The 19,841-nt window shown below is 56.6% G+C and carries 20 protein-coding genes and 1 pseudogene; 13 read left to right on the top strand and 8 right to left on the bottom strand.

What is annotated here, in order from left to right:
• The first annotated feature begins 82 nt into the window (after window positions 1-82).
• From HW450_RS04835 to HW450_RS04800, 8 genes are all read left to right on the top strand, one after another.
• The gene (locus HW450_RS04835; protein ID WP_182386861.1) at window positions 83-1,465 is read left to right on the top strand and encodes an anaerobic C4-dicarboxylate transporter; all 1,383 of its coding nucleotides are present in this window, start codon (window positions 83-85) and stop codon (window positions 1,463-1,465) included.
• Between the two features lie 64 nt (window positions 1,466-1,529).
• Window positions 1,530-1,979: a PH domain-containing protein gene (locus HW450_RS04830; protein ID WP_182386860.1), complete on the top strand. Its 450-nt coding sequence runs from the start codon at window positions 1,530-1,532 to the stop codon at window positions 1,977-1,979.
• A complete protein-coding gene (locus HW450_RS04825; protein WP_182386859.1) occupies window positions 1,976-3,301 on the top strand; it encodes a PH domain-containing protein in 1,326 nt (441 codons plus the stop codon). Before HW450_RS04830 ends, HW450_RS04825 begins: the two co-directional genes overlap by 4 nt.
• 75 nt (window positions 3,302-3,376) lie before the next feature.
• Window positions 3,377-4,471, top strand: coding sequence for a metal ABC transporter substrate-binding protein (locus HW450_RS04820; RefSeq protein ID WP_182386858.1), 1,095 nt, complete (start codon window positions 3,377-3,379; stop codon window positions 4,469-4,471).
• Entirely contained in the window at window positions 4,471-5,154 is a 684-nt protein-coding gene (locus HW450_RS04815) for a metal ABC transporter ATP-binding protein (protein ID WP_182386857.1), read from the top strand. The genes HW450_RS04820 and HW450_RS04815 overlap by 1 nt, the downstream gene beginning before the upstream one ends.
• Window positions 5,142-5,969: a metal ABC transporter permease gene (locus tag HW450_RS04810; protein WP_182386856.1), complete on the top strand. Its 828-nt coding sequence runs from the start codon at window positions 5,142-5,144 to the stop codon at window positions 5,967-5,969. The genes HW450_RS04815 and HW450_RS04810 overlap by 13 nt, the downstream gene beginning before the upstream one ends.
• Window positions 5,966-6,790: a metal ABC transporter permease gene (locus HW450_RS04805; RefSeq protein ID WP_182386855.1), complete on the top strand. Its 825-nt coding sequence runs from the start codon at window positions 5,966-5,968 to the stop codon at window positions 6,788-6,790. Before HW450_RS04810 ends, HW450_RS04805 begins: the two co-directional genes overlap by 4 nt.
• Window positions 6,777-7,460, top strand: coding sequence for a metal-dependent transcriptional regulator (locus tag HW450_RS04800; RefSeq protein ID WP_182386854.1), 684 nt, complete (start codon window positions 6,777-6,779; stop codon window positions 7,458-7,460). The genes HW450_RS04805 and HW450_RS04800 overlap by 14 nt, the downstream gene beginning before the upstream one ends.
• Here HW450_RS04800 and HW450_RS04795 read toward each other — a convergent pair.
• Window positions 7,440-7,910: a tRNA (cytidine(34)-2'-O)-methyltransferase gene (locus tag HW450_RS04795; protein ID WP_182387354.1), complete on the bottom strand. Its 471-nt coding sequence runs from the start codon at window positions 7,908-7,910 to the stop codon at window positions 7,440-7,442. The genes HW450_RS04800 and HW450_RS04795 overlap by 21 nt on opposite strands.
• 49 nt (window positions 7,911-7,959) lie before the next feature.
• Between HW450_RS04795 and HW450_RS04790 the strand changes: the two genes are divergently transcribed.
• Together HW450_RS04790 and HW450_RS04785 are read left to right on the top strand one after the other, a co-directional pair.
• Window positions 7,960-8,811, top strand: a complete 852-nt coding sequence (locus tag HW450_RS04790; RefSeq protein ID WP_182386853.1) for a bifunctional methylenetetrahydrofolate dehydrogenase/methenyltetrahydrofolate cyclohydrolase — start codon at window positions 7,960-7,962, stop codon at window positions 8,809-8,811.
• Between the two features lie 20 nt (window positions 8,812-8,831).
• A complete protein-coding gene (locus HW450_RS04785) occupies window positions 8,832-9,149 on the top strand; it encodes a DUF3017 domain-containing protein (RefSeq protein ID WP_182386852.1) in 318 nt (105 codons plus the stop codon).
• Here the strand turns inward: HW450_RS04785 and metX are convergent.
• Window positions 9,146-10,198: a homoserine O-acetyltransferase MetX gene (metX, locus tag HW450_RS04780; protein ID WP_182386851.1), complete on the bottom strand. Its 1,053-nt coding sequence runs from the start codon at window positions 10,196-10,198 to the stop codon at window positions 9,146-9,148. The two genes, HW450_RS04785 and metX, sit on opposite strands and share 4 nt — an antisense overlap.
• Before the next feature lies 1 nt (window position 10,199).
• Window positions 10,200-11,513 carry an O-acetylhomoserine/O-acetylserine sulfhydrylase gene (locus HW450_RS04775; RefSeq protein ID WP_182386850.1) on the bottom strand — a complete coding sequence of 438 codons (1,314 nt, stop codon included), beginning with the start codon at window positions 11,511-11,513 and terminating at the stop codon, window positions 10,200-10,202.
• A 332-nt stretch (window positions 11,514-11,845) separates the two neighbouring features.
• On the opposite strand from HW450_RS04775, the gene HW450_RS04770 reads away from it, so the two are divergent.
• Entirely contained in the window at window positions 11,846-14,119 is a 2,274-nt protein-coding gene (locus HW450_RS04770) for a carbon starvation CstA family protein (RefSeq protein WP_182386849.1), read from the top strand.
• Window positions 14,106-14,285, top strand: coding sequence for a YbdD/YjiX family protein (locus HW450_RS04765; protein ID WP_182386848.1), 180 nt, complete (start codon window positions 14,106-14,108; stop codon window positions 14,283-14,285). Before HW450_RS04770 ends, HW450_RS04765 begins: the two co-directional genes overlap by 14 nt.
• A 147-nt stretch (window positions 14,286-14,432) precedes the next feature.
• Here the strand turns inward: HW450_RS04765 and HW450_RS04760 are convergent, their stop codons facing one another.
• Window positions 14,433-15,596: a saccharopine dehydrogenase family protein gene (locus HW450_RS04760; RefSeq protein ID WP_182386847.1), complete on the bottom strand. Its 1,164-nt coding sequence runs from the start codon at window positions 15,594-15,596 to the stop codon at window positions 14,433-14,435.
• A gap of 105 nt (window positions 15,597-15,701) precedes the next feature.
• Between HW450_RS04760 and HW450_RS13070 the strand changes: the two genes are divergently transcribed.
• On the top strand, window positions 15,702-16,169 hold the full coding sequence (locus HW450_RS13070) for a hypothetical protein (RefSeq protein ID WP_232843398.1): 468 nt from the start codon (window positions 15,702-15,704) through the stop codon (window positions 16,167-16,169).
• Between the two features lie 86 nt (window positions 16,170-16,255).
• Here HW450_RS13070 and HW450_RS13225 read toward each other — a convergent pair.
• The 4 genes and pseudogenes from HW450_RS13225 to HW450_RS04740 form a co-directional block, all read right to left on the bottom strand.
• Window positions 16,256-16,432 (bottom strand): annotated as a pseudogene (locus HW450_RS13225) (hypothetical protein); the annotation flags it as partial.
• 65 nt (window positions 16,433-16,497) lie between these two features.
• Entirely contained in the window at window positions 16,498-17,772 is a 1,275-nt protein-coding gene (locus HW450_RS04750) for an MFS transporter (RefSeq protein WP_182386845.1), read from the bottom strand.
• 183 nt (window positions 17,773-17,955) lie between these two features.
• Window positions 17,956-19,053, bottom strand: coding sequence for a class III lanthionine synthetase LanKC N-terminal domain-containing protein (locus HW450_RS04745; RefSeq protein WP_182386844.1), 1,098 nt, complete (start codon window positions 19,051-19,053; stop codon window positions 17,956-17,958).
• A 338-nt stretch (window positions 19,054-19,391) separates the two neighbouring features.
• Entirely contained in the window at window positions 19,392-19,583 is a 192-nt protein-coding gene (locus HW450_RS04740) for a hypothetical protein (RefSeq protein ID WP_208768754.1), read from the bottom strand.
• Window positions 19,584-19,841: the final 258 nt, after the last annotated feature.

Here is a 19,841-nt window from a genome sequence, read left to right as displayed (position 1 = left end):
TCAGTGAATATTGGCTTTTCTCACACAAAAGTTTGGTTTTACCTTTGAATTATTCTGTTAACCGAACTGAAAGGGGAGATACGTGCTAGCCACGATTCTCGACCCCACATCGGCAATCGCCATTGTGCTCCAGATTGCTGTTGTACTTTTCTGTCTGCTGCTCGGTACTCGTTACGGCGGTATTGGCCTAGGCCTCATCTCCGGATTCGGTTTGCTGCTCATGGTGTTCCTGTTTGGTCTACAACCAGGAAAGCCTCCAGTAGATGTGATGCTCACGATCATTGCTGTGATCGGATGTGCGTCTACCTTGCAGCAAGCTGGTGGTCTCGACGTGATGATGCAATATGCGGAGAAATTTCTCCGTAGAAAACCAGAGCTGATTACGATCCTGGCACCGATCACCACTTGGTTCCTCACATTGCTGTGTGGCACCGGGCATGTGGTGTACACGATGTTCCCGATCATTGAGGATATTGCGATCAAGAAGGGGATTCGCCCGGAACGTCCGATGGCGGTTGCATCTACTTCTTCACAGATGGGTATCACCGCTTCCCCGGTGTCGGTAGCTACCGTGTCTCTGGCCTCGATTCTTGCTGAGAATGCCGGGATCATCGATAAGGCTTACTCCATCCCTCAGATCCTGATGGTTGCGATTCCCGCTTCGTTTTCTGGTGTTATTTTGGCGGCACTCTGGTCGATACGTCGCGGTAAGGATCTAGATAAGGACGAGCAATTCCAGGAACGAATGAAGGACCCCGAGTTCAAGGAAATGGTCTACGCATCTTCTGAAACCTTGATCGGCAAAGTCTTTCCAAAGGAATCGTTCCGCGCCATGTGGATTTTCTTCGTGGCGATTGTGGTTGTGGTCATCCTCGGTGCTTTCGAGGAGCTTCGTCCAGTATTTGAGGGGAAGAAGGGGATGCAGCCGCTTTCCATGAACCTGGTCATCCAGATGGTTATGCTCGTTGCGGGCGCTGCAATTTTGCTGTTCTGTAAGGCCGAAGCAGGAAAGATTTCCAGCACTGCCGTATTTAAAGCCGGAATGACGGCCGTGTTTTCCGTGTTTGGTGTTGCTTGGATGGCAGATACCTTCTTCCAGACTCATATTGATGCACTCAAGGGCAGCCTTGGCGGTGTCGTGGAGTCTGCGCCGTGGGCGTACGCGTTGGTGCTGCTCATCGTGTCCAAGCTGGTGAACTCTCAGGCTGCAGCTCTCGTCGCGATTGCTCCGATTGGCTTGCAGTTGGGCGTAGCTCCCGAGCTCATCGTTGGTTTCTATGGCGCGGCGTACGGCTATTTCATCCTGCCGACCTACCCATCTGACCTGGCTTGCATTGGTTTTGATAAGACCGGAACTACACGTATTGGCAAGTTTGTCATCAACCACTCGTTCATTATCCCGGGCTTCATCTCGGTGATTACATCGTGCGTGGTCGGTGCTGCGCTCGCTTCCGTGCTGTTATAACGACCGTGCTGGGGATCCTTAGCCGTCGAGCGGATGGAGGATCCCTTCAGGTACAACTAGAGGCATGAATCCTGCTTCTTCTCGTCTTACTAAGGTCCGGTTGCTGGGGGCGCTTCCGTGGCCTGCGTTAGCTGCTGTTGCTTTCGCGGTGTTCGGCACGTTGTTTAGCCCGTGGTTTTTCGTGGGTACCGCGATTCTTGTGCTGGTGATCGGGTGGCTTTCGTGGCTCATCCCGGCGCAGGTGAGGAATTTGGGTTGGCAGGAAACTGACGATGAGTTGTTGCTGACTAAGGGGAAGTTGTGGCACACGTTTACCGTGGTGCCATATGGCCGGATTCAGTTTGTGGATGTCAAGGCCGGGCCGATTGAGCGACTATTTGGTCTTAAGCATGTGCTGTTGCACACCGCGTCGTCGACGAGTGATGCGACGGTCCGGGGTTTGGAATCCGCGACGGCGGATGAACTTCGCCAGCGCCTGGCCGAGCGAGCCCGCGAGAGGATGAGCGGCCTGTGACTGATTTTTGCCCGGTACATCGTGCGACACCGCTGCTGAAGTTCTGGACTGCTATTCTTGCGTTCTTTGCCATTGCTATCGCCAACCTCAATGGGTCGGCGCTCCTGGGAATCTCGGCGTTTTTCACTGGTGAGATGCAGCATCTGCTCTGGTTGTTGGCTGCCGTTGCTGGTTTTGCCTTGCTCTGCGCCGTGGTGTGGTGGGGATCCGGTCTGTGGTGGAAGGCGATGGGCTACCGACTGGATGCGGAAGAAGTACAGGTGAAACATGGTGTGCTGTCCACTAATCTGCGGACGGCGCGCTTTGACCGGATTCAAGCGGTGGACGTGGTTGAACCGGTTATCGCCCGGATTTTCCGGGTGGCGAAGGTGAGAATTGAAACCGCAGGTGGGCAAGGATCGGCGCTGGAAATTCTGTACCTGAGTAAACCGGAGGCGGAGCGGGTGCGCTCCGAAATCCTGTCACGGATCTCCACAACGCCACTGGCAGAGGAACCGCAGGCTGCTGCATTCATCCCGACCATCCCGATTCAGCACAGCATCATCGCTGCAGCGCTTCACCCCGCCACCGTCTTGCTACTCATCGCGCTGCCGTTGCTTGTTGTGCCGGGTGCCGCCGGCGCCGCGTTGCCGTTACTGGCGGCTGCCGGGCCGTGGCTGTGGAATGTCGTTGATAGTAGCTGGCGGTTTACTGGCACGCTTCACGACGCCACACTCAACGTCACCTATGGCCTCGCCGATAAGCGGAAGCAGACGATCCCGCTTGGTCGTATCCACGGCGTCAAGGTAGTGCAACCGATCTTGTGGCGTCGGTTCGGTTGGTGGAAGGTCATGATCTCGGTGGCTGGTTATGGGGCTGCTGACAAACAATCAGGAACCACCACGGTGCTGCCGGTAGGGAGCCGGGAGTTAGCTCTGAAGGTGGCGGCCACATTGGGGCCGGCGACGGGGGAGGAGCTGGATGGCGTCGTGAAGCCCGAGGCGGCTGAGCGTCCGCAGTACCGCAGTCCCCGGCGTGCCCGCTGGGTGTCGCCGATCGATTGGAAGCAACAAGCAGTGACGGTGCTGGGGGAGCGTGCCGTGGTGATCCATGCCGGCCGGTTCAGTCATCGGATGAGCATGGTCGCACCGGAGCATATTCAAGAGTTATCCCTGGTGAGGGGGCCCATCGCTCAGGTGTTAGGGATCGCGACGCTGCGGTTGGATATGGTGCCGGGGCCGGTGATGATGTCCGCGCAGCAGCTAGCAGTGAGCGACGCTACTGAATTGTTGGACCAGCTCCGACACCGGAAGCTGCCAGAACTGTATAGTTCAACTACTTGAACTTAAGGATTCAATGTCGTTAGTCTGGGAGGGTGGTCGCAACAGGTGCGATCAGCCCTGGAAGGAAAAACGACAATGAGAAAAACAGCTGGCTTAGCTGTCCTGGCGGCAGGATGCCTGCTCACCGCATGTACCCCCGGCACCGCAGATGGTGATGATGCACTGCAACTCGTCGCCACCACCACCCAAATCTGTGACTATGTCACGCACATTGCCGAGCAGCAGCCAGACTCTGAGATCGTCTTGGAGAAAACCGATTCCCAAGGCAAGAAGCATGCTCCGGACGGCGCAAAGCCTACGGTCAAACTCAACTGCCTGCTTGCGCCGAACGCGTCAGCGCACGATCATGAGATGACACCGCAGCAAATGAAGGCCATGTCTGACGCTGACCTGCTACTCACTAACGGCGTAGACCTCGAGCACTTCCTAGACAGCGCTATTGATTCTTCCGGATTCAAAGGCAGCATGGTCGTCACCTCTGGCGTCCCGAACACTGGCGCAGAAGCTGGAAAATTCACCATTGACGCCGGCGACAACAAAGCAGATGTTGCTCCCTGGCCTTTCGATCCAGAACCCGGCGAAGAAGCAGAGTTCACCCACGATCCGCACATTTGGACCAGCCCTAGTGGCGCAATTGTGCAAGTACGCAACATCGGAGCCGCGCTAGCGAAGGCTGATGCCGACCACGCTGCTGACTGGGAAAAGCGAACCGACCACTACGTGCAGCAACTGACCGCGCTTGACACCTGGGCGAAGGACAGCTTCGACTCCGTGCCACAGGATAAGCGCGTGCTGTTTACGTCCCACGACGCCTTCGGCTACCTTTCCCGTGACTTTGGTATTGACTTCATTGGCGCGGCGCTGTCGGACTTTAACGCCCAGCAAGACGCTACCCACCAGCACATCGAAGAAGCTGTTGAACAGGTCAAACAGTCCCATGCAACGGTGATCTTCGCGGAAAACTCCAACAACTCGAAGTCGATTGAAGCCGTGGGACGCGCCGCAGGCGTTCGGATCATCACTGGCGAAGATGCACTCTACGGTGACTCGCTCGGCGCAGAGGGCAGCGAAGGTGAGACTTACACGGGATCGATCATCCACAATGTCCGTACCCTCGTCGAAGCATGGGGTGGCACGGTCAAGCCACTACCTGAGGAACTGCGCGACTAATGCTTCGGTTACGTAACGCCAGCTTCGGGTACGGTTCAGAGCCGATTGTCAGCGAACTGAACTTCGCTGTGCAACCCGGCACTGCACTTGCCGTGATCGGACCCAACGGGGCAGGAAAAACCACTCTTCTGAAAGGCCTGCTGGGCGAGGCCCACTTGCTAACAGGCCAGGTGGAATCTGAGACTACCGCGGTGGGGTATGTTCCCCAAACCACCCAATTTGATGCCACGTTCCCCATCAGCGCCGGCAATGTGGTGAAGATGGGGTGCTACGCCGCAGAACGCAAACTGCTGTGGCGCCCCACTGCCAAAACAAAGGCCAAGGTGGCAGCTGCGTTGGAGACCGTCGGGCTGGCGGACCGGGCAAACATCCGATTCGGGAAGTTATCTGGTGGCCAGCGACAACGAGTCTTGTTGGCGCGGGCCTTGGTAGGAAATCCGCAGCTAGTGCTCCTCGACGAGCCCTTCAACGGGCTCGATCCAGACAGCCGCACGGTGCTGTTGGATATCATCTCTGATCTGAAGAAGCAAGGCGTTGCAGTCATTGCGACGACCCACGATCTGGGACTGGCGCGCGCCGTGTGCGATAACACTTTGGTTGTTGCAGGTTCCCAGCGTAACTTTGGTGCCACTTTGGATGTCATCGGAAATGCGAGCGCAGGGGAGATCCTGTGCAGCAACTGATGATGGTGCTCAGTACCAGCTACCTGCTCAGGCCGTTAATCATGCTGGTCATCTTGAGTGTCTGCGCTGGGATCGTGGGGACGGTGGTCAATCTGCGCGCTGGGGAATTCCGGGCGGAAGCCATGGTGCACGCCGTGTTCCCCGGCATCGTCGGCGGTTTTGTGGCAGGTGGCACGGATTCTATCGCGTGGGGAGCGAGCGTGGCTGCCCTGGCAACGGCGGTGGCGCTCACCACGGGTGCGAAGAACCACAACGACGTAGCCACCGCCGTTGTTCTTACCTCTTTCTATTCCTTCGGCATCGTGATGTCCCTGTATTTTGCGGATAAATCGGGTCAGCTGGAGGCCCTGATGTTTGGGCGCGTATTGGAGATGAGCACGGCTCGGATGTGGCAGTCGGTGGTGATTGCCGCTATGGGTGCGGTGTTAGTGGCTGCGACCTGGCGGGACCAAATCATTCTCGCGTTTGATGCTGCGAGTGCAAAATCCCTTGGGGTGAAGGTATGGCGTACCGATTTCGCTCTGAATTTGGGGATCGCCGCAGTTGTGGTCGCTGGCGCGGCAGTAGTGGGAGTGCTGCTGGTCATCGGCTTTGTGGTGGTCCCCGCGGTGACCGCGCGCCTGTGCGCACGAGGGCCGGTAAGCATGGCGGTGATCGCTGCGCTCGTTGCGGTGGCTGGTAGCGTGCTCGGGTTTTGGGCGATGCTGCTAGAGACTTCCCGCCCCATCTCACCGCAAGCTGCTATTACGCTGGCCATGCTCGCGGTGTTTGCCGTCGTTGTTACTGCAACGGAGTTGAGGAGGGCGGTCAAGTGATCTCCGTGCTGCCGATCGTGGAAGTCACGGTTCTAGGAGCGTCTACGGCTGCGGTTGGGGCCCTGGCCACCATGCACCGCAAGGTTTTTTTCGCGGAAGCCATCACGCACGCGACGTTCCCTGGCGCAGTGCTCGGGGTAGTGATTAGCGCGACTGTCCTGCCGCAGCTCAGCACTTACGGGCAGTCCCTCTGCCTGTTCCTGGGCGGATTTCTCATGTGCATTCCGCTGTCGGCGTTGATGCGCCGTCTGGCGCAGGTTCCGGGGATTAGCTCGCCCGCGGCTGCGGGAATCGTGCTGACATTTGGCTTCGGCTTGGGTTACTTCCTAGCCAAATGGTTTCAGCCGCTCCCGATCAGGGTGGACACCTTCCTCACCGGCTCAGCGCTGACTGTGAACAGGGCAGATGTGACCGCCGCGGGGTTGCTGCTCATTGTGGTGGCCGTGGCGTGCGCGTTGGTGTGGTGGCCGCTGGTGTTTCGGGCATTCGACCCGGGCGTCGTGAAGCATGGTGGCACGGTTATCGACGCCCTCGTACTCTTCCTCATTTGCCTCGCAGTCACAGTTGCCATTCCTGCTGTAGGCACTATCGTGCCGATCGCGCTGCTGGCGGCGCCGGCGGGTGTCGGTTGGGCACTGGCGCGGGAGCCGGGAACTTTCGTGCTTATTTCCGTGATTACGGGGGTGCTCATGGGGCTCATCGGGCTGACCGTCGGCGTGATGGGGGGTATTTCCGTGGGTGGTGCCATCGCGCTGACCGGCGGGCTGCTGTACGCAATCGCCAGATCGGCTGCCCTATTATGGAGGAATGCACGTCTCTGACCTGACGGTAAAAACTCAGGATTATCTGAAACTGATTTGGGACATCTCTGAGCGCACCGGCCACCACGCCACGCTGAGCGAGATCGCTACCGCGCTCGACCAGCGCGCCTCAACCACCTCTGAAGCGATTAAACGCCTTGCTGCCCAGGATTTGGTATATCACCAGCCCTACGGCGGAATCTCGCTCACCCAAACCGGCCGAAAGTATGCCCTGGCGATGGCCCGCCGCCACCGGCTCTTGGAGACCTTCTTGGTGCATTCGCTGGGCTACCAGTGGGACGAAGTGCATGAGGAAGCAGACTCACTGGAACACGCTGTGTCTGAAAAGTTCCTCGCCCGCATCGATGACATCCTGGGCCACCCCACGCACGACCCGCACGGCGATCCAATCCCGACCGCCACTGGTGACATCGAGGACCTTGGGGTGCGGCACCTCGGGCAGCTGGAGCCAGGTGCCGTGGCAGTGGTGTCCCGAATCCACGACGGCGACCCAGCACTGCTGCGCTACCTTGACCAGCATGGGATCGTGCCGGGCGCGCAGGTGAGCCTTGGGGAACGAGGTTTTGGGGGCATGCAGATAGTGCAAGTAGCGGGTAAAGAGGTCGCGCTCGCAGACATCGCCCTCACCGCAATCACCATCGCCGACGGCTCAGGCTCCGGGGAATCCTAACTGGCGCCAGGCCTCGTACGCGGCCACAGCAGCCGCATTGGAAAGGTTCATAGAGCGCCGACCAGGCAACATCGGAATCCGGAGCTGCTCGGTGATCCGCGGGTGGCTCAGGGCGGCGTCGCTCAGCCCCGTCGGCTCGGTGCCGAAGAGCAGCACATCGCCGGGCTGATAGTCCACCGCGGTGTAGCTGGTTGTTGCCCGCGCTGAAAACGCAAAGACGCGCGCGCCGGGCAGAGAGTCGAGGGCGTCCTGCAGGCTGTCATGCAGCTTCACGACGGCCAGGTCATGGTAATCCAGGCCCGCGCGTCGCAGATTCTTTTCCTCCAAATTGAACCCGAGCGGCCCCGCCAGATGGAGTGTCGCGCCAGTCCCCGCGCACATGCGGATGGCATTGCCGGTATTGGGTGGGATGACCGGTTGGTCGAAGATGATGTGCGCGAAAGGACTCATGACTGACCAATCTAGTCGCAGGTACCGGGATCCGTGGAATAATGGCCCCATGACTGCTACCAAGCTTGATGGAAATTTGTACCGGGATGAGATTTTCGCAGACCTTGCGCAGCGCGTAGCTGCGCTGCAGAAAAAGGGGATCACCCCAGGTTTGGCTACCGTGCTGGTGGGAGATGACCCGGCCTCGCACTCCTACGTGAAAATGAAGCACCGCGACTGCGAACAAATCGGGGTGCGTTCCATCCGGAAGGATCTGCCAGGGGACATTTCCCAAGAAGAGCTGCTGCAGGTCATCGATGAGCTGAACAATGACCCAGAGTGCACCGGGTACATCGTCCAGCTTCCACTGCCGAAGCATCTGGATGAAAACGCGGTGCTCGCTGCTATTGATCCCGCGAAGGACGCCGACGGCTTGCACCCCGTCAACCTGGGCAAACTGGTTTTAAACGAGCCCGCCCCACTGCCATGCACCCCTAACGGCGCGATTTCTTTGCTGCGCCGCTTCGGCGTGGAACTTGATGGCGCGAAGGTGGTGGTGATCGGCCGTGGCGTGACCGTGGGACGTCCGATCGGCCTCATGCTCACCCGTCGCAGTGAAAACGCCACCGTCACCCTCTGCCACACCGGCACCAAGGACCTAGCTGCGGAAACCCGCGAGGCCGACGTCATCGTAGCCGCCGCCGGCCAGCCACACATGCTGACGGCAGACATGGTCAAGCCCGGAGCGGCCATCCTGGATGTGGGAGTATCCCGTAAGGACGGCAAACTGCTCGGCGACGTACACCCAGACGTCTGGGACGTCGCAGGTTTCGTTTCTCCGAACCCAGGCGGCGTGGGCCCGCTGACCCGCGCGTTCCTGGTCCGCAATGTGGTGGAACGCGCAGAACAGGCAGCGCAGTAGCATTGCCTTCCCAGCCGCCGATGAACCTACTGGCTAATCCGCACGACGCGGATTTACCAGCATCCAAAGTCCCCCGGAACCTACAACTGGCCGGGGTAGTGCTGTTTGGCCTAGCCATCGTGACCGCCGCAGTGCTGTCTTTGACGGAGCACTGGCGCCGTTCCACGTTTGCCTTCGGCGTGGCCATGATATGGCTCGCCGTGCTACGGCTCACGTGTGATTCCCGATCCCTCGGCGTTCTGGCGGTGCGCTCACGACGCTTCGATGCTGCCTTTTCGACGCTCCTCGGCGCCATCATGGTGTTCCTCGCAGTATCGGTGGATGCCCTCGGTAGTTAGGACCGTGCCAGCCGGAAGAATCGCCGCGTCAGCTGATCGAGCTGGCGCGTTTCCGTGAGGAACGCATCATGGCCTACCGGGGAGACAATCTTCCCCATCCCCAGGAGGTTCCCGAGGTTACGGGATAGGTGCTCCTGCTGGTGGTACGGGTACAAGATGTCCGTGTCTACGCCCACGACGAAGGTCGGAACCTTGATATTGGCCAATGCCCGGTTCAGGCCTCCGCGCCCGCGGCCGATGTCGTGGCGGTTGAGAGCCTCGGTGAGGATCACGTAGCTGCCCGGATCAAACCGTTCTGCGAGTTTGCGGGCCTGGTGATCAAGATAGCTTTCCACGGCGAAACGCTGGTCTCGGCGTCGGAAAGCGCCGCGCGGGTTTTCGCCGTCCTGCGCGTCAGCGCCGAACCGCTCGTCGATCTCCAGCTCGCCGCGGTACGTCAAATGGGCCAGCTTGCGAGCCGTGCCCATGCCAGTGATCGGGCCGGGGCCAAGTTCGTAGAAATCCCCTCCGTGCCACTCGGGATCCTTCTCAATCGATGTGATCTGCTGCGCCTGAATACCAATCTGCCAGGCGCTCGCGCGGGCGGACACCGCCAGGATCAGAGCGGCACCCACCTGGTCGGGGTACATCGCGCACCACTCCAACGCGCGGGCGCCACCCATAGAACCACCGATCACGGCGGTGAACTTCTCCAGGCCCAACGCCGTCAGAGCAGCGTGCTCCGCGCTGACCTGGTCGCGGATGGAAATCGCGGGGAAACGAGACCCCCAAAAACCACCCTCCGGGTGAGGGGATGACGGGCCCGTCGTGCCCCTGCAGCCACCCAGTACATTGGTGCACACCACGAAATACTCATCGGTATCGATGGCACGGCCAGGGCCCACGAGCCCCTCCCACCAGGTGGCAGCATCAGAGTCACCGGTCAGGGCGTGCTCGACCAAGACGACGTTGTCGCCCTGGTTCTCGCCCCACGTTTGGTACGCGATGGTGACATCGGCGATGACTGCGCCGGCTTCAGTGGTGAAATCACCAATGGAAACAAAATGCATATTAGATGGCCTCAAAACCTCGGTTCAGGTCAGCAATGATATCGGCGATATCTTCAATGCCGACGGATAGTCGGATTGTAGCTTGTGTGATACCTGCTCGTTTCAAACCGGCCTCATCAGACTGGGAATGCGTGGTGGTGGCCGGGTGCACCACCAGGGAACGAACATCGCCGACGTTCGCGAGGTTCGAGTGCAGCTTCAGGGCGTCGATAAAGCGCCAAGCCTCCTCGCGGCCACCCCTGATGTCGAAGGACAGCACAGAGCCGGTGTATTTTGCGCCGATCTTCTCCTTCGTAGCGTAGAACGGGGAATCCTCCAAACCGGCGTAGTTCACCGACGCGACCTTCTCATGCTCAGACAAGAAACGTGCGACTGCCAGGGCATTTTCGTTGTGGCGCTCCACACGCAAGCTGAGGGTATCCAGGCCCTGCGCCGTGATCCACGCATTTAGCGGGGAAGGAGCGGCACCGGTATCGCGCAGCACGCCGACGCGCGCCTTCAGCCCAAACGCTGGAGCACCAAGGTCAGCGTACTTCAGTCCGTGATATGCCGGGTCCGGAGTAACGAACTGTGGGAACACAGGCTTGCCGTTGCGCTCAACAGTCCAGTCGAAGGTGCCACCGTCAACGAGCACACCACCCAGGCCAGAGCCGTTGCCGGTGTAGAACTTGGTAAGCGATGCCACCACGATATCGGCGCCCAGCTCCAGCGGGCGAACCAGGGCAGCGGTGGCCAGGGTGTTATCCACGATCAGTGGCACGCTGTTGCGGTGAGCTACCTCAGCTACAGCAGGGATGTCCAGCACATCGGCGATTGGGTTGCCGAAGGTCTCCCCGTAGAAAGCAACGGTGTTGTCCTGCACCGCGGCTTGCCAGGACTCGGGATCCTCTGGGTTTTCCACGAAGGTGGTCTCGATACCAAGGCGCTTCAGCGTGACCTGGAACAGTGTCTCGGTGCCGCCGTAGAGACGAGGGGAGGAAACGATGTGGCTGCCAGCCTCAGCCAGGTTCAGGATCGCAGCGGTTTCTGCAGCCATTCCGGAAGCGAACAACACCGCGTGGACGCCGCCCTCCAGGTCCGCGATTCGGCTTTCCACGGCGGCGACAGTCGGATTGGTCAGTCGGGAATAGACCGGTCCGGCATCAGAGAGATCGAAACGCTGCGAGGCGTGCTCTGCGGAATCAAACACATATGAGGATGTGAGGTAAATCGGCAGGTTACGCGCGCCCGTGTCGGAATCAACCGGTTGTGCAGCGTGGATTGCGCGGGTGTTGAATCCCCACTCTGAGGTGTTGGAGTTGTCGTATTTAGGCATTGTTTGTCCTTTCCGTGTTAGCTTCGTTATCAATGTAGCGGACAGCTTAGTCTATGTAAACCGCTTGGTCTATTTATGTGAGTAATTGCAGGTAGTGGAGGTGAATTAAATAGACCTCTTGGTCTTGGAGGGGTTGGCTTGGGTGGTGACTCCTAGGGGCGTGCTTGGGTAGTTTTTTCGGGAAGCTCGGGAAGCGTTTCCTGGGAATGTGGTGGAAAGGGCGGGGTGTTTCATTGCATATGAACGAAACTATTGTGACGCAAGTTGAAAAAAGATAACTTTGGGACGTAAGTGTCAAAATCATATGTGCTAACAGAAAGGGAACCGATGCGATGACTGCGGTAACTAGCAAGCTCAATGCCCCCGACGGTGTTGAATTCATCCATTCGGACGCCACCGATCTGCCGGTTGGCGTTGTTGACAATCGAAATCCGAGCTGGAAAACTAAAATCTTTCTTGTCATCGTCGCCCTGATGGCAGCAGCAGGCTGGGGCGTCGTAGCTTTTCATCGTGGGGAAACCATCAATGCGGTTTGGCTAGTGCTCGCAGCGGTGGGGTCGTACATCATTGCTTTCACCTTCTATGCGCGTTTGGTGGAATACCAGATTGTGCGCCCGAAGGACTCGCGTGCTACTCCCGCCGAATATCACAATGATGGCAAAGACTTCATGCCCACTGACCGCCGCGTTCTGTTTGGTCACCATTTCGCCGCTATTGCCGGTGCGGGGCCGTTGGTGGGGCCAGTAATGGCAGCCCAGATGGGGTATCTGCCTGGGACGTTGTGGATCGTTGTCGGTGTGATTCTTGCCGGTGCGGTCCAGGATTATTTGGTGCTGTGGGCGTCGACAAGGCGCGGCGGCCGCTCCCTGGGGCAGATGGTCAAGGACGAGGTCGGCTCTGTCGGTGGCGCCGCCGGTATCCTGGCCGTCATTTCCATCATGATCATCATCATCGCCGTGCTTGCGCTGGTGGTGGTGAACGCGTTGGCGGAATCACCGTGGGGTGTGTTCTCCATCGCGATGACAATCCCGATCGCACTGTTCATGGGTGTCTACCTGCGCTACATCCGGCCTGGCCGGGTCATGGAGGTATCTGTCATCGGTGTGGTGTTACTGCTGCTGTCCATCGTTGCAGGTGGCTGGGTCGCGGACACGTCCTGGGGTGTGGAGTGGTTCACGCTTTCCAAAGTCACCCTCGCGTGGGCGTTGATTGCTTACGGCGTCATTGCTGCGATCCTTCCGGTATGGCTGTTGCTGGCGCCGCGTGACTATCTCTCCACCTTCATGAAGGTCGGTGTGATCGCGATGCTGGCTGTGGGCATCCTCATTGACCGCCCTGAAGTGCACATGCCTGCGATCACAGAGTTCGCCAAGAACGGTCAAGGACCCGTGTTTGCGGGTAACCTCTTCCCATTCCTGTTCATCACCATTGCTTGTGGTGCACTGTCTGGATTCCATGCGCTGATCTCCTCAGGAACCACTCCGAAACTGGTCGAGAAAGAGTCGCAGATGCGCATGATCGGCTACGGCGGCATGCTCATGGAATCTTTCGTCGCGATCATGGCATTGATCACCGCCGTGATTTTGGACCGTCACCTTTACTTCGCAATGAACGCCCCAGCAGCTCTGACTGGAGCAGACCCTGAAACCGCAGCAGCCTTTGTCAACAGCTTGAACCTGCCTGGAGTTGGACTAACTCCGGAACAACTCACGGCCGCCGCACAATCGGTAGGCGAACACACCATCATCTCCCGCACCGGTGGTGCTCCGACGCTGGCCTTCGGCATGTCGCAAATTCTCACCGACATCTTCGGCCACCCAGAGATGCAGGCATTCTGGTACCACTTCGCCATCATGTTTGAGGCATTGTTTATCCTCACCACCGTCGACGCCGGAACCCGCGTGGCGCGTTTCATGATGACCGACACCCTGGCCAACGTGCCAGGACTGAAGAAGTTCCGTGACCCAGAATGGACGCTCGGACACTGGATCTCCACCGTCTTCGTATGTGCGCTCTGGGGTGCCATCCTGCTCATGGGTGTCACCGACCCTCTCGGCGGCATTAACGTGCTCTTCCCGCTGTTCGGCATCGCCAACCAGCTCCTAGCCGCCATCGCACTATCACTAGTTTTGGTAATCGTGGTGAAGAAGGGATACCTCAAGTGGGCGTGGATTCCCGGAATTCCGATGTTCTGGGACCTGATCGTGACCATGTACGCCTCCTGGCAGAAAATCTTCTCCAGCAACCCCAAGATTGGTTACTTTGCCCAGCACAACCGCTTTGCAGATGCCAAGGCTCAGGGGCTTACCCAATTTGGCACGGCGAAGACAGTTGAAGAAATCGATGCAGTCATCCGCAACACGATGATCCAGGGCGTGCTGTCGATTCTCTTTGCGGTCCTGACGCTCGCAGTAGTGATTGCTGCTCTGGTGGCATGTGCACGCGCACTGGCGGCCCAGCAGCGTGGCGAGCAGACCCCAACTACCGAGGACGAGGAAGTTCCATCAGCGTACTTCGCGCCACGCTCAATGGTGGCAACCGACGTAGAGAAGCAACTTGAAGAGCTCTGGGCAGAACAAAGGCCGGTGGCCCATGCGCATCATTAAAGCCGTGTGGTGGTGGCTCGGAGAGATCGTAGGAGAAAACGAGTACGCCAAATACGTGGCTCACCTAAGGCACCATCACCCAGACCGACCGATCCCCTCTGAGCGGGAATATTTCCGGCAACGCTACGCAGAAAAGGCCGCAAACCCAGGCGCGCGGTGCTGCTGAGCGGTGAGTCAGTTCTTAGTTACTTGAAACCCGGGAAGCATTTCCCGGGTTTCGCGGGCTGAAAAGCCAAATAGCACATGTGCGGCAGGTTGTGGCGCCGAGACCCGGGAAACGCTTCCCGGGGATATGGCCCATAACCGAGCCAGCCTAGCTAAAATACATCCCGCCAGCTCGGAGCGCTTCCAGGTAGGGCTCCCCAAGACCGGTGGCAGGGGTTAGTACGCCGGTTTCCTCAGGCAACCCGGCGGGGGAGGTGGCTAGGACAACGGCGGCCACGCCGAGCATCATTGCGGTGACTTTATATCCGGGGTCCCCTTCGGCGCTGACTCGTGCGGAATGGTAGGAGCCGTCGAGGGCTTGGCCGTGATGGGTGATGGTGAATCCGCCGTCGTCAAGCTTGGCGGGCCCTTCACCCGGCTCCGGCACCACGGCGGAGAGCGGTTTACGCAGCTTGTCCACCATGATGGCGGAGAAGGCCGCGCCGACCGCGCCGAGGAGCGCCTTCGCTTTGAGCTTGCCAGTCAGCCCTTCGCCGGTAGGGGCGACTTCGCTGTAGCGTAGCGCCCGCCCATAGCGGTAGCCGCTGAGCGTGTTGGAGCGGCGCACGACGCGGGTGTTGAACATCGACATGAAGAAGGGGCCAGCCCACTGTTTGATGAGCGGGATGTAGCGGGCCACAAAATCGGGCTGTTCGCCGAGGTCTGGTTCCTTCGTATGATCTGGTGACAGGGTGTAGGGGCTGTGCAAAATTGCGCCGCCTTTTGGCATGCGTTTCGCGTCGCGGCTCACCTCGCGCATCGAGTCGACGGTGCCGCCCGACAGTCCGCCCTGCAGCTTATCGACGCTCATCACCACCTCACTAAATTCCTTACGGCCACTCTTGAGCCACAGATGGAACATGCCCATGTCGCTAGGGACGGAATCGAAACCGCAGGAATGCACAATTTTGGCATCCGTCTTTCCGTGCCAACGATCAATCACACGGCGAATAAACAGAGCTTCGCCGCAAAGGTCCACATAGTGGGTGTTATGTTCCGCACACGCATCAACGAGGAAATCGCCGTAGCGGGTGTAGGGGCCCACGGTGGAGATGATCACTTTCGTTTTCTTCGCGAGGTCATCCAACTCCGACTTGTTAGCTGCATCAGCCTTCAGGAGAGGGAAGGGGAGCTGCAAAGCCTGCAGCTTTGCCCAGTTACGCCCCGCGAGCGCGATCTTAAGGTCACCGTGTTCGCGCGCTAAATACTGAGCAGTGAGCTTGCCGACGAAACTAGTTGCACCAAAAACAATGATGTCAAAATCACGAGTCATGGTGCCCTAGTCTAGCGATGGCGACAAAACAACAACTTTTTATTAGTCAAATATTAAGGTATCGTTAAGGAATGTAGTTCAGATATTACCAGTCGGGGAGTTAAAGTGATTTCCGCAATATTGGAGCAGCCTGCCGTAGCAAAACGGATTTTCCTAGGTTTAGGCTGGCTGGGAGTGCTAAGTGAGGCACTATTTATCCTCGGCGCCTACCTCTCCGGATCCTTTGGTGACGGCGCCATTGTCATGACCCCGTATCTCAGCTTCGTTTCTCCGCTGACTCTTTCTAGCTTCCTGCTCTCAGGTTTCTTGCTCTCGTGGTGGTTGGCGAACCGTCGCGCAGGTGTGCCCTGCTACCGGCAGATGATCCCGGTGTCCGCGGGGCATGCGGTATGCGTTAGCATCATTGCGCTGTGGGGATTGTCTATGATCCTGACCCGCAACAGCGCCGGATTCCTTGGATTCATCGTGTTTGCCCCGCTGGTGGGCGAAACGGCTGTACTCACTGGTCTGTTGGTAGTGGCGGCCCGGGGTGTGCGCGCCCGGCCACAGTATTGCGGACCGGTATGTAGCTGAGTGCGGTTGTCGGCCCGTGTGCTGAATTTAGCGTACGGATGGGATGTTGCACTGACCCCTAGAATGCGCCGGTGATTGGTTGGCTCATCCAGGAGGTATAAATCTGCTGGCGTTGCTAAACAATCGGTGATCTGAAGCCTGCGAAGATAACCCATCGATAAAGTCGACGCTTGAACGTCTAGGTATCCATCTTCAATTACGTTTGAATCAAGTACTGTGTTTAATCTTTCTCCAAATTCCGTTCGACGAATTAAGCAGTGCATAGTCGGTGATGCTGGAATGGTCGTTGTAGAACTGTGTTTGAGCCTTTAGTAGATGACCTTGGGACTTACTCGCATACGGGGAGTAAATTGAACTCGGATGCTTTAGGTAGTGTGCGCAGGACTGAACTTGTCGCTATCAAGCAGGAGATAACCGAGCACAGTGCACATAACGCCATGCTTGCCTGAAAACCAATTGCGGCGAGAAATATACCCGCGCTGGCGGAAGCGATGATTGGTAGCAATCCCATCATCAGACGCGCTCCTGCCGAGCATTTTCCTATTTTTTCGGGAGGTGCTGATAACGCAAGTAGTCCTCCGGAGTATGAGTTGCACGCAATGGATGGAACTACGATGAAAAGTGCTGCGACTGCGATGAGTGCCCAATACTGGGAAAATACGAGAAGCAACAGATACCACAGTAGTTCCCAAAGCATAGTTGCTCGGATAATGTTTCTTCCTGGAAATTGCTTGATGAGGCGGTCTTGAAGAAGTCCTCCAGCAACCATTCCAATAGTAAACATGGTTGAGGTGAGGCCGATTATCCAACCATCAAATTTGAGGTATGCCAGCCATAGGTCAATGGACGCGATGAGGAAAAAGTTGGCGAAGTTGGAGAAGATATCGATGCTGAAAATTGTTCGAAGCATCGGATATTTCCAAATCCAAGTCAAAGAATATTTGCTATCGGACCAGAATTCTCTAAACGAATACCGTTGCTCGCTGTTTGACTTCCCCAGGTCCATACTGAAAGTTCTTGAAGCATAAAGCAGACCCAACCCAGACAAAGTTTGTACAACAAAGGGAATAACCGGGGCTAGACCGTAGAGAAATCCTCCTAAAGGTAGTCCGACCATCCAGATAATGTTGTCTCGAGTTTGGTTACGGCCTTGCGCTTGAACAAGCAAAGTCTCGGGAATGATGAATCTCAAAATGGCGTTGGTTAGGCCTCCAAACGCGCCTGAAATTATTCCCGCAAACAGGCTAAAGAAGAACAAAAGTATGAAAGTGAATTTGCTCAAGTAAAGTAGCAGCGAGAAGGTTGACCAAATAGCAATTTGGCTCAGCCCGTAGAAGAGAAGTAACTTCTTTTTGTTGAAACGATCAATGATCATGCCGGCCGGGATCGTCATGATCATCGAGCCGGCCGAACTTGCGGCTCCAATCACTCCCGCTTGACTTAGGCTTCCAGTGAGGTGGTAGCTCGCAAGTGAAATAGGGATGGCCACGAGGGATGCCCCCAAGGCGCTTGCTGTATCGGCGAAGAACCAACGTAGATAGTCAGGATGATTCTTGCGTACGGTGGTCCAAAATTTTTGATAAGAAGTCTTATAATCCTGCATCGTGTCTCTCAATGTTTGACAACCGTGGCTGAAAGCTCATGCACGCAGCATGAACCCAGCATCGGATTTCCGAAGTGGGCAATTCTCACGGGTCAAATTCTTGACCCGCCACAACTTGCGGTGTGTCAAATGGGATTTATTGATGCAGTAATGTGAACATGATGTGCTCCAGGTACTATGCCTTTAATCTCGGATCAGTGCCTCTAGACTTCCCCGCAATAAGCTTACTAATTCTCTTGGGGTAGGCGCTTGCTCTTTAAGAACTGGATGGAGACCATAATAGGTGGTCCCTCGTTCATCACTAATGATTTCGAAATCTATGGCCTTAATCTCTAGTTTGTTGTTGATGAGAATGTTCGAGGGAGATACGTCTATCCACCGTACGTCTGAGTTTGCGATGGTTTTGATAAGGGACTCTACCTTTGAACAGATAACGTCGAGGCATTCTGTGCTTAAATTCTTAGCGAATTCTTGAAGAGGCACAAACCCGGCAGGTGATTCCAATAGGAGATATATTGACTCGTTAGACGTTCCTTCCCAGAAGAGCTGCGGTGTTACGTGAAGCGGTCTTAGTTGCTTATATGACTTTATTTCGCTTCGCCCTATGTCCCAAGCATCGTGTCCTAAGTGTGACTTGGATGCGTATTTTCTAAATTCCTTTAGAATTACTGGTCGATATGTTGTTGGGGACTTCACCCGAGTCCCCTTGGCGATCCCTTCATAAACAGCACCTTTGGAGCTCTGGCGAAGGCAGCGAGTGATAATTAGGTCTATCCCTGACTTTTTGAGTTCGAGGAAAGGATTTCCGACGGCGGATAAGCCTCCAATCGGATCAAAGACGGGAAGCGGTACACCACTGCAGATTTCGCGGGCTTGGGGTTCATTCCTCGCCTCCCATCTATAGCTAAGAATGCCGCTGTTGGGGATACGGAGATCTGTTGGGGGACAAGGACCGCTGAATTCGGCAAGCATAGCTTGAAGAAATTGTGCTTCACTACTGAGTCTCTCGGGTGTGGCGACGTAAACTGTTGCCGCCTTCCCGATTTGAGTGACACCATAGTTGCCGTTATTTAGTCGTTCACAAAAACTTTGAGTATTGCAGACTTTGAAATCAACCCTTCTTTTTGAGTATTCCTCCACTAGAAGGGTCTTTCCGGCTTGAAATTGGTGCTCTGTTAGGTTCACATGTATTTTGTACCCACAGACAGGGTCTGCTTCTGGGGCGAAATAGTGTTGTTCCCAGGCATCACTATTCTTATCGGAAATTTTCAGTGTTTGCATCGTCTTGCGTCCTAAACCTCATGACTTTTCCAGCTTTTGGCTTGCTTTTAGTACGGAGTAACAATTGTGAAACGTGGTGGCCAGAGTTCCTGGATTGCGAAAACCAAATGTATTGAAAGTCATTGCCCATTTAGAGACGGGTGGGCGGAACTTGTTTCTGTATGCAAGTGCTATGAATTCATAAAATTCAGCCCAAAATACAGAATCTAGTTCCGCGCCTGATAAGCCGTAACCTGAGATTTTCTCCCAGTGTTTCCGCATAGGAAGGGGTATGTCCTCATTCCTGATAGGGTTCGACTGGTTGAAATAGTCTAGGGAGTTCAGGTCTGGCATGGCATCTACTTGCTGCAATAGAATTGATTGCTCGTGTGTCGACCAGAGAACGCCACTTCCATCTCCTCGGACTTCCATCCCATTGCTAGAAGTGCCTTTCCATCACGCCGAAGTACGGCGTTGGAAAATTCTTCAGAGACACCGGCTTCTTCTAGTGTGGCGGCGGGGTCGTCGTAGAACTGGGAAACGAGTGACATGTCTCCCTTCATGCGTTCAATAAAATTAATGTCCATAACGGCAGGCATGGTAGCTCCTTTCGAAATCTGCAAGGTGTGACGTATGTCGCTATTTGCGACGTACGTCACATGCTAGGGGTGGCTATGTCTACTGTCAATAGTTTTGTATGAAAATCTGCTCTGTAAATTTGATTCCACCCGGTCCTGGTGGCGTGGCCGTCGTACGATCGGACGGGGCTTCGGATTGTCTTCAAGGTTGCGTCCGCTAGCGTGGTGTAT

The sequence above is a fragment of the Corynebacterium hindlerae genome, assembly GCF_014117265.1.
GTDB classification, from domain to species: Bacteria; Actinomycetota; Actinomycetes; order Mycobacteriales; family Mycobacteriaceae; genus Corynebacterium; species Corynebacterium hindlerae.
Note: the sequence above shows the minus strand (reverse complement) of the source record. Positions and strands in the feature narration are given on the sequence as shown.

What these genes read in the sequence shown, in the direction of transcription:
- HW450_RS04800 (WP_182386854.1), top strand. Translation starts at nt 6,777, where the DNA reads ATGCACGTCTCTGACCTGACGGTAAAAACTCAGGATTATCTGAAACTG.
- HW450_RS04785 (WP_182386852.1), top strand. Translation starts at nt 8,832, where the DNA reads ATGAACCTACTGGCTAATCCGCACGACGCGGATTTACCAGCATCCAAA.
- HW450_RS04830 (WP_182386860.1), top strand. Translation starts at nt 1,530, where the DNA reads ATGAATCCTGCTTCTTCTCGTCTTACTAAGGTCCGGTTGCTGGGGGCG.
- HW450_RS04750 (WP_182386845.1), bottom strand. Translation starts at nt 17,772, where the DNA reads ATGCAGGATTATAAGACTTCTTATCAAAAATTTTGGACCACCGTACGC.
- HW450_RS04745 (WP_182386844.1), bottom strand. Translation starts at nt 19,053, where the DNA reads ATGCAAACACTGAAAATTTCCGATAAGAATAGTGATGCCTGGGAACAA.
- HW450_RS04775 (WP_182386850.1), bottom strand. Translation starts at nt 11,513, where the DNA reads ATGCCTAAATACGACAACTCCAACACCTCAGAGTGGGGATTCAACACC.
- HW450_RS04740 (WP_208768754.1), bottom strand. Translation starts at nt 19,583, where the DNA reads ATGTCACTCGTTTCCCAGTTCTACGACGACCCCGCCGCCACACTAGAA.
- HW450_RS04820 (WP_182386858.1), top strand. Translation starts at nt 3,377, where the DNA reads ATGAGAAAAACAGCTGGCTTAGCTGTCCTGGCGGCAGGATGCCTGCTC.
- HW450_RS04760 (WP_182386847.1), bottom strand. Translation starts at nt 15,596, where the DNA reads ATGACTCGTGATTTTGACATCATTGTTTTTGGTGCAACTAGTTTCGTC.
- HW450_RS04770 (WP_182386849.1), top strand. Translation starts at nt 11,846, where the DNA reads ATGACTGCGGTAACTAGCAAGCTCAATGCCCCCGACGGTGTTGAATTC.
- HW450_RS04815 (WP_182386857.1), top strand. Translation starts at nt 4,471, where the DNA reads ATGCTTCGGTTACGTAACGCCAGCTTCGGGTACGGTTCAGAGCCGATT.
- metX (WP_182386851.1), bottom strand. Translation starts at nt 10,198, where the DNA reads ATGCATTTTGTTTCCATTGGTGATTTCACCACTGAAGCCGGCGCAGTC.
- HW450_RS04765 (WP_182386848.1), top strand. Translation starts at nt 14,106, where the DNA reads ATGCGCATCATTAAAGCCGTGTGGTGGTGGCTCGGAGAGATCGTAGGA.
- HW450_RS04795 (WP_182387354.1), bottom strand. Translation starts at nt 7,910, where the DNA reads ATGAGTCCTTTCGCGCACATCATCTTCGACCAACCGGTCATCCCACCC.
- HW450_RS04790 (WP_182386853.1), top strand. Translation starts at nt 7,960, where the DNA reads ATGACTGCTACCAAGCTTGATGGAAATTTGTACCGGGATGAGATTTTC.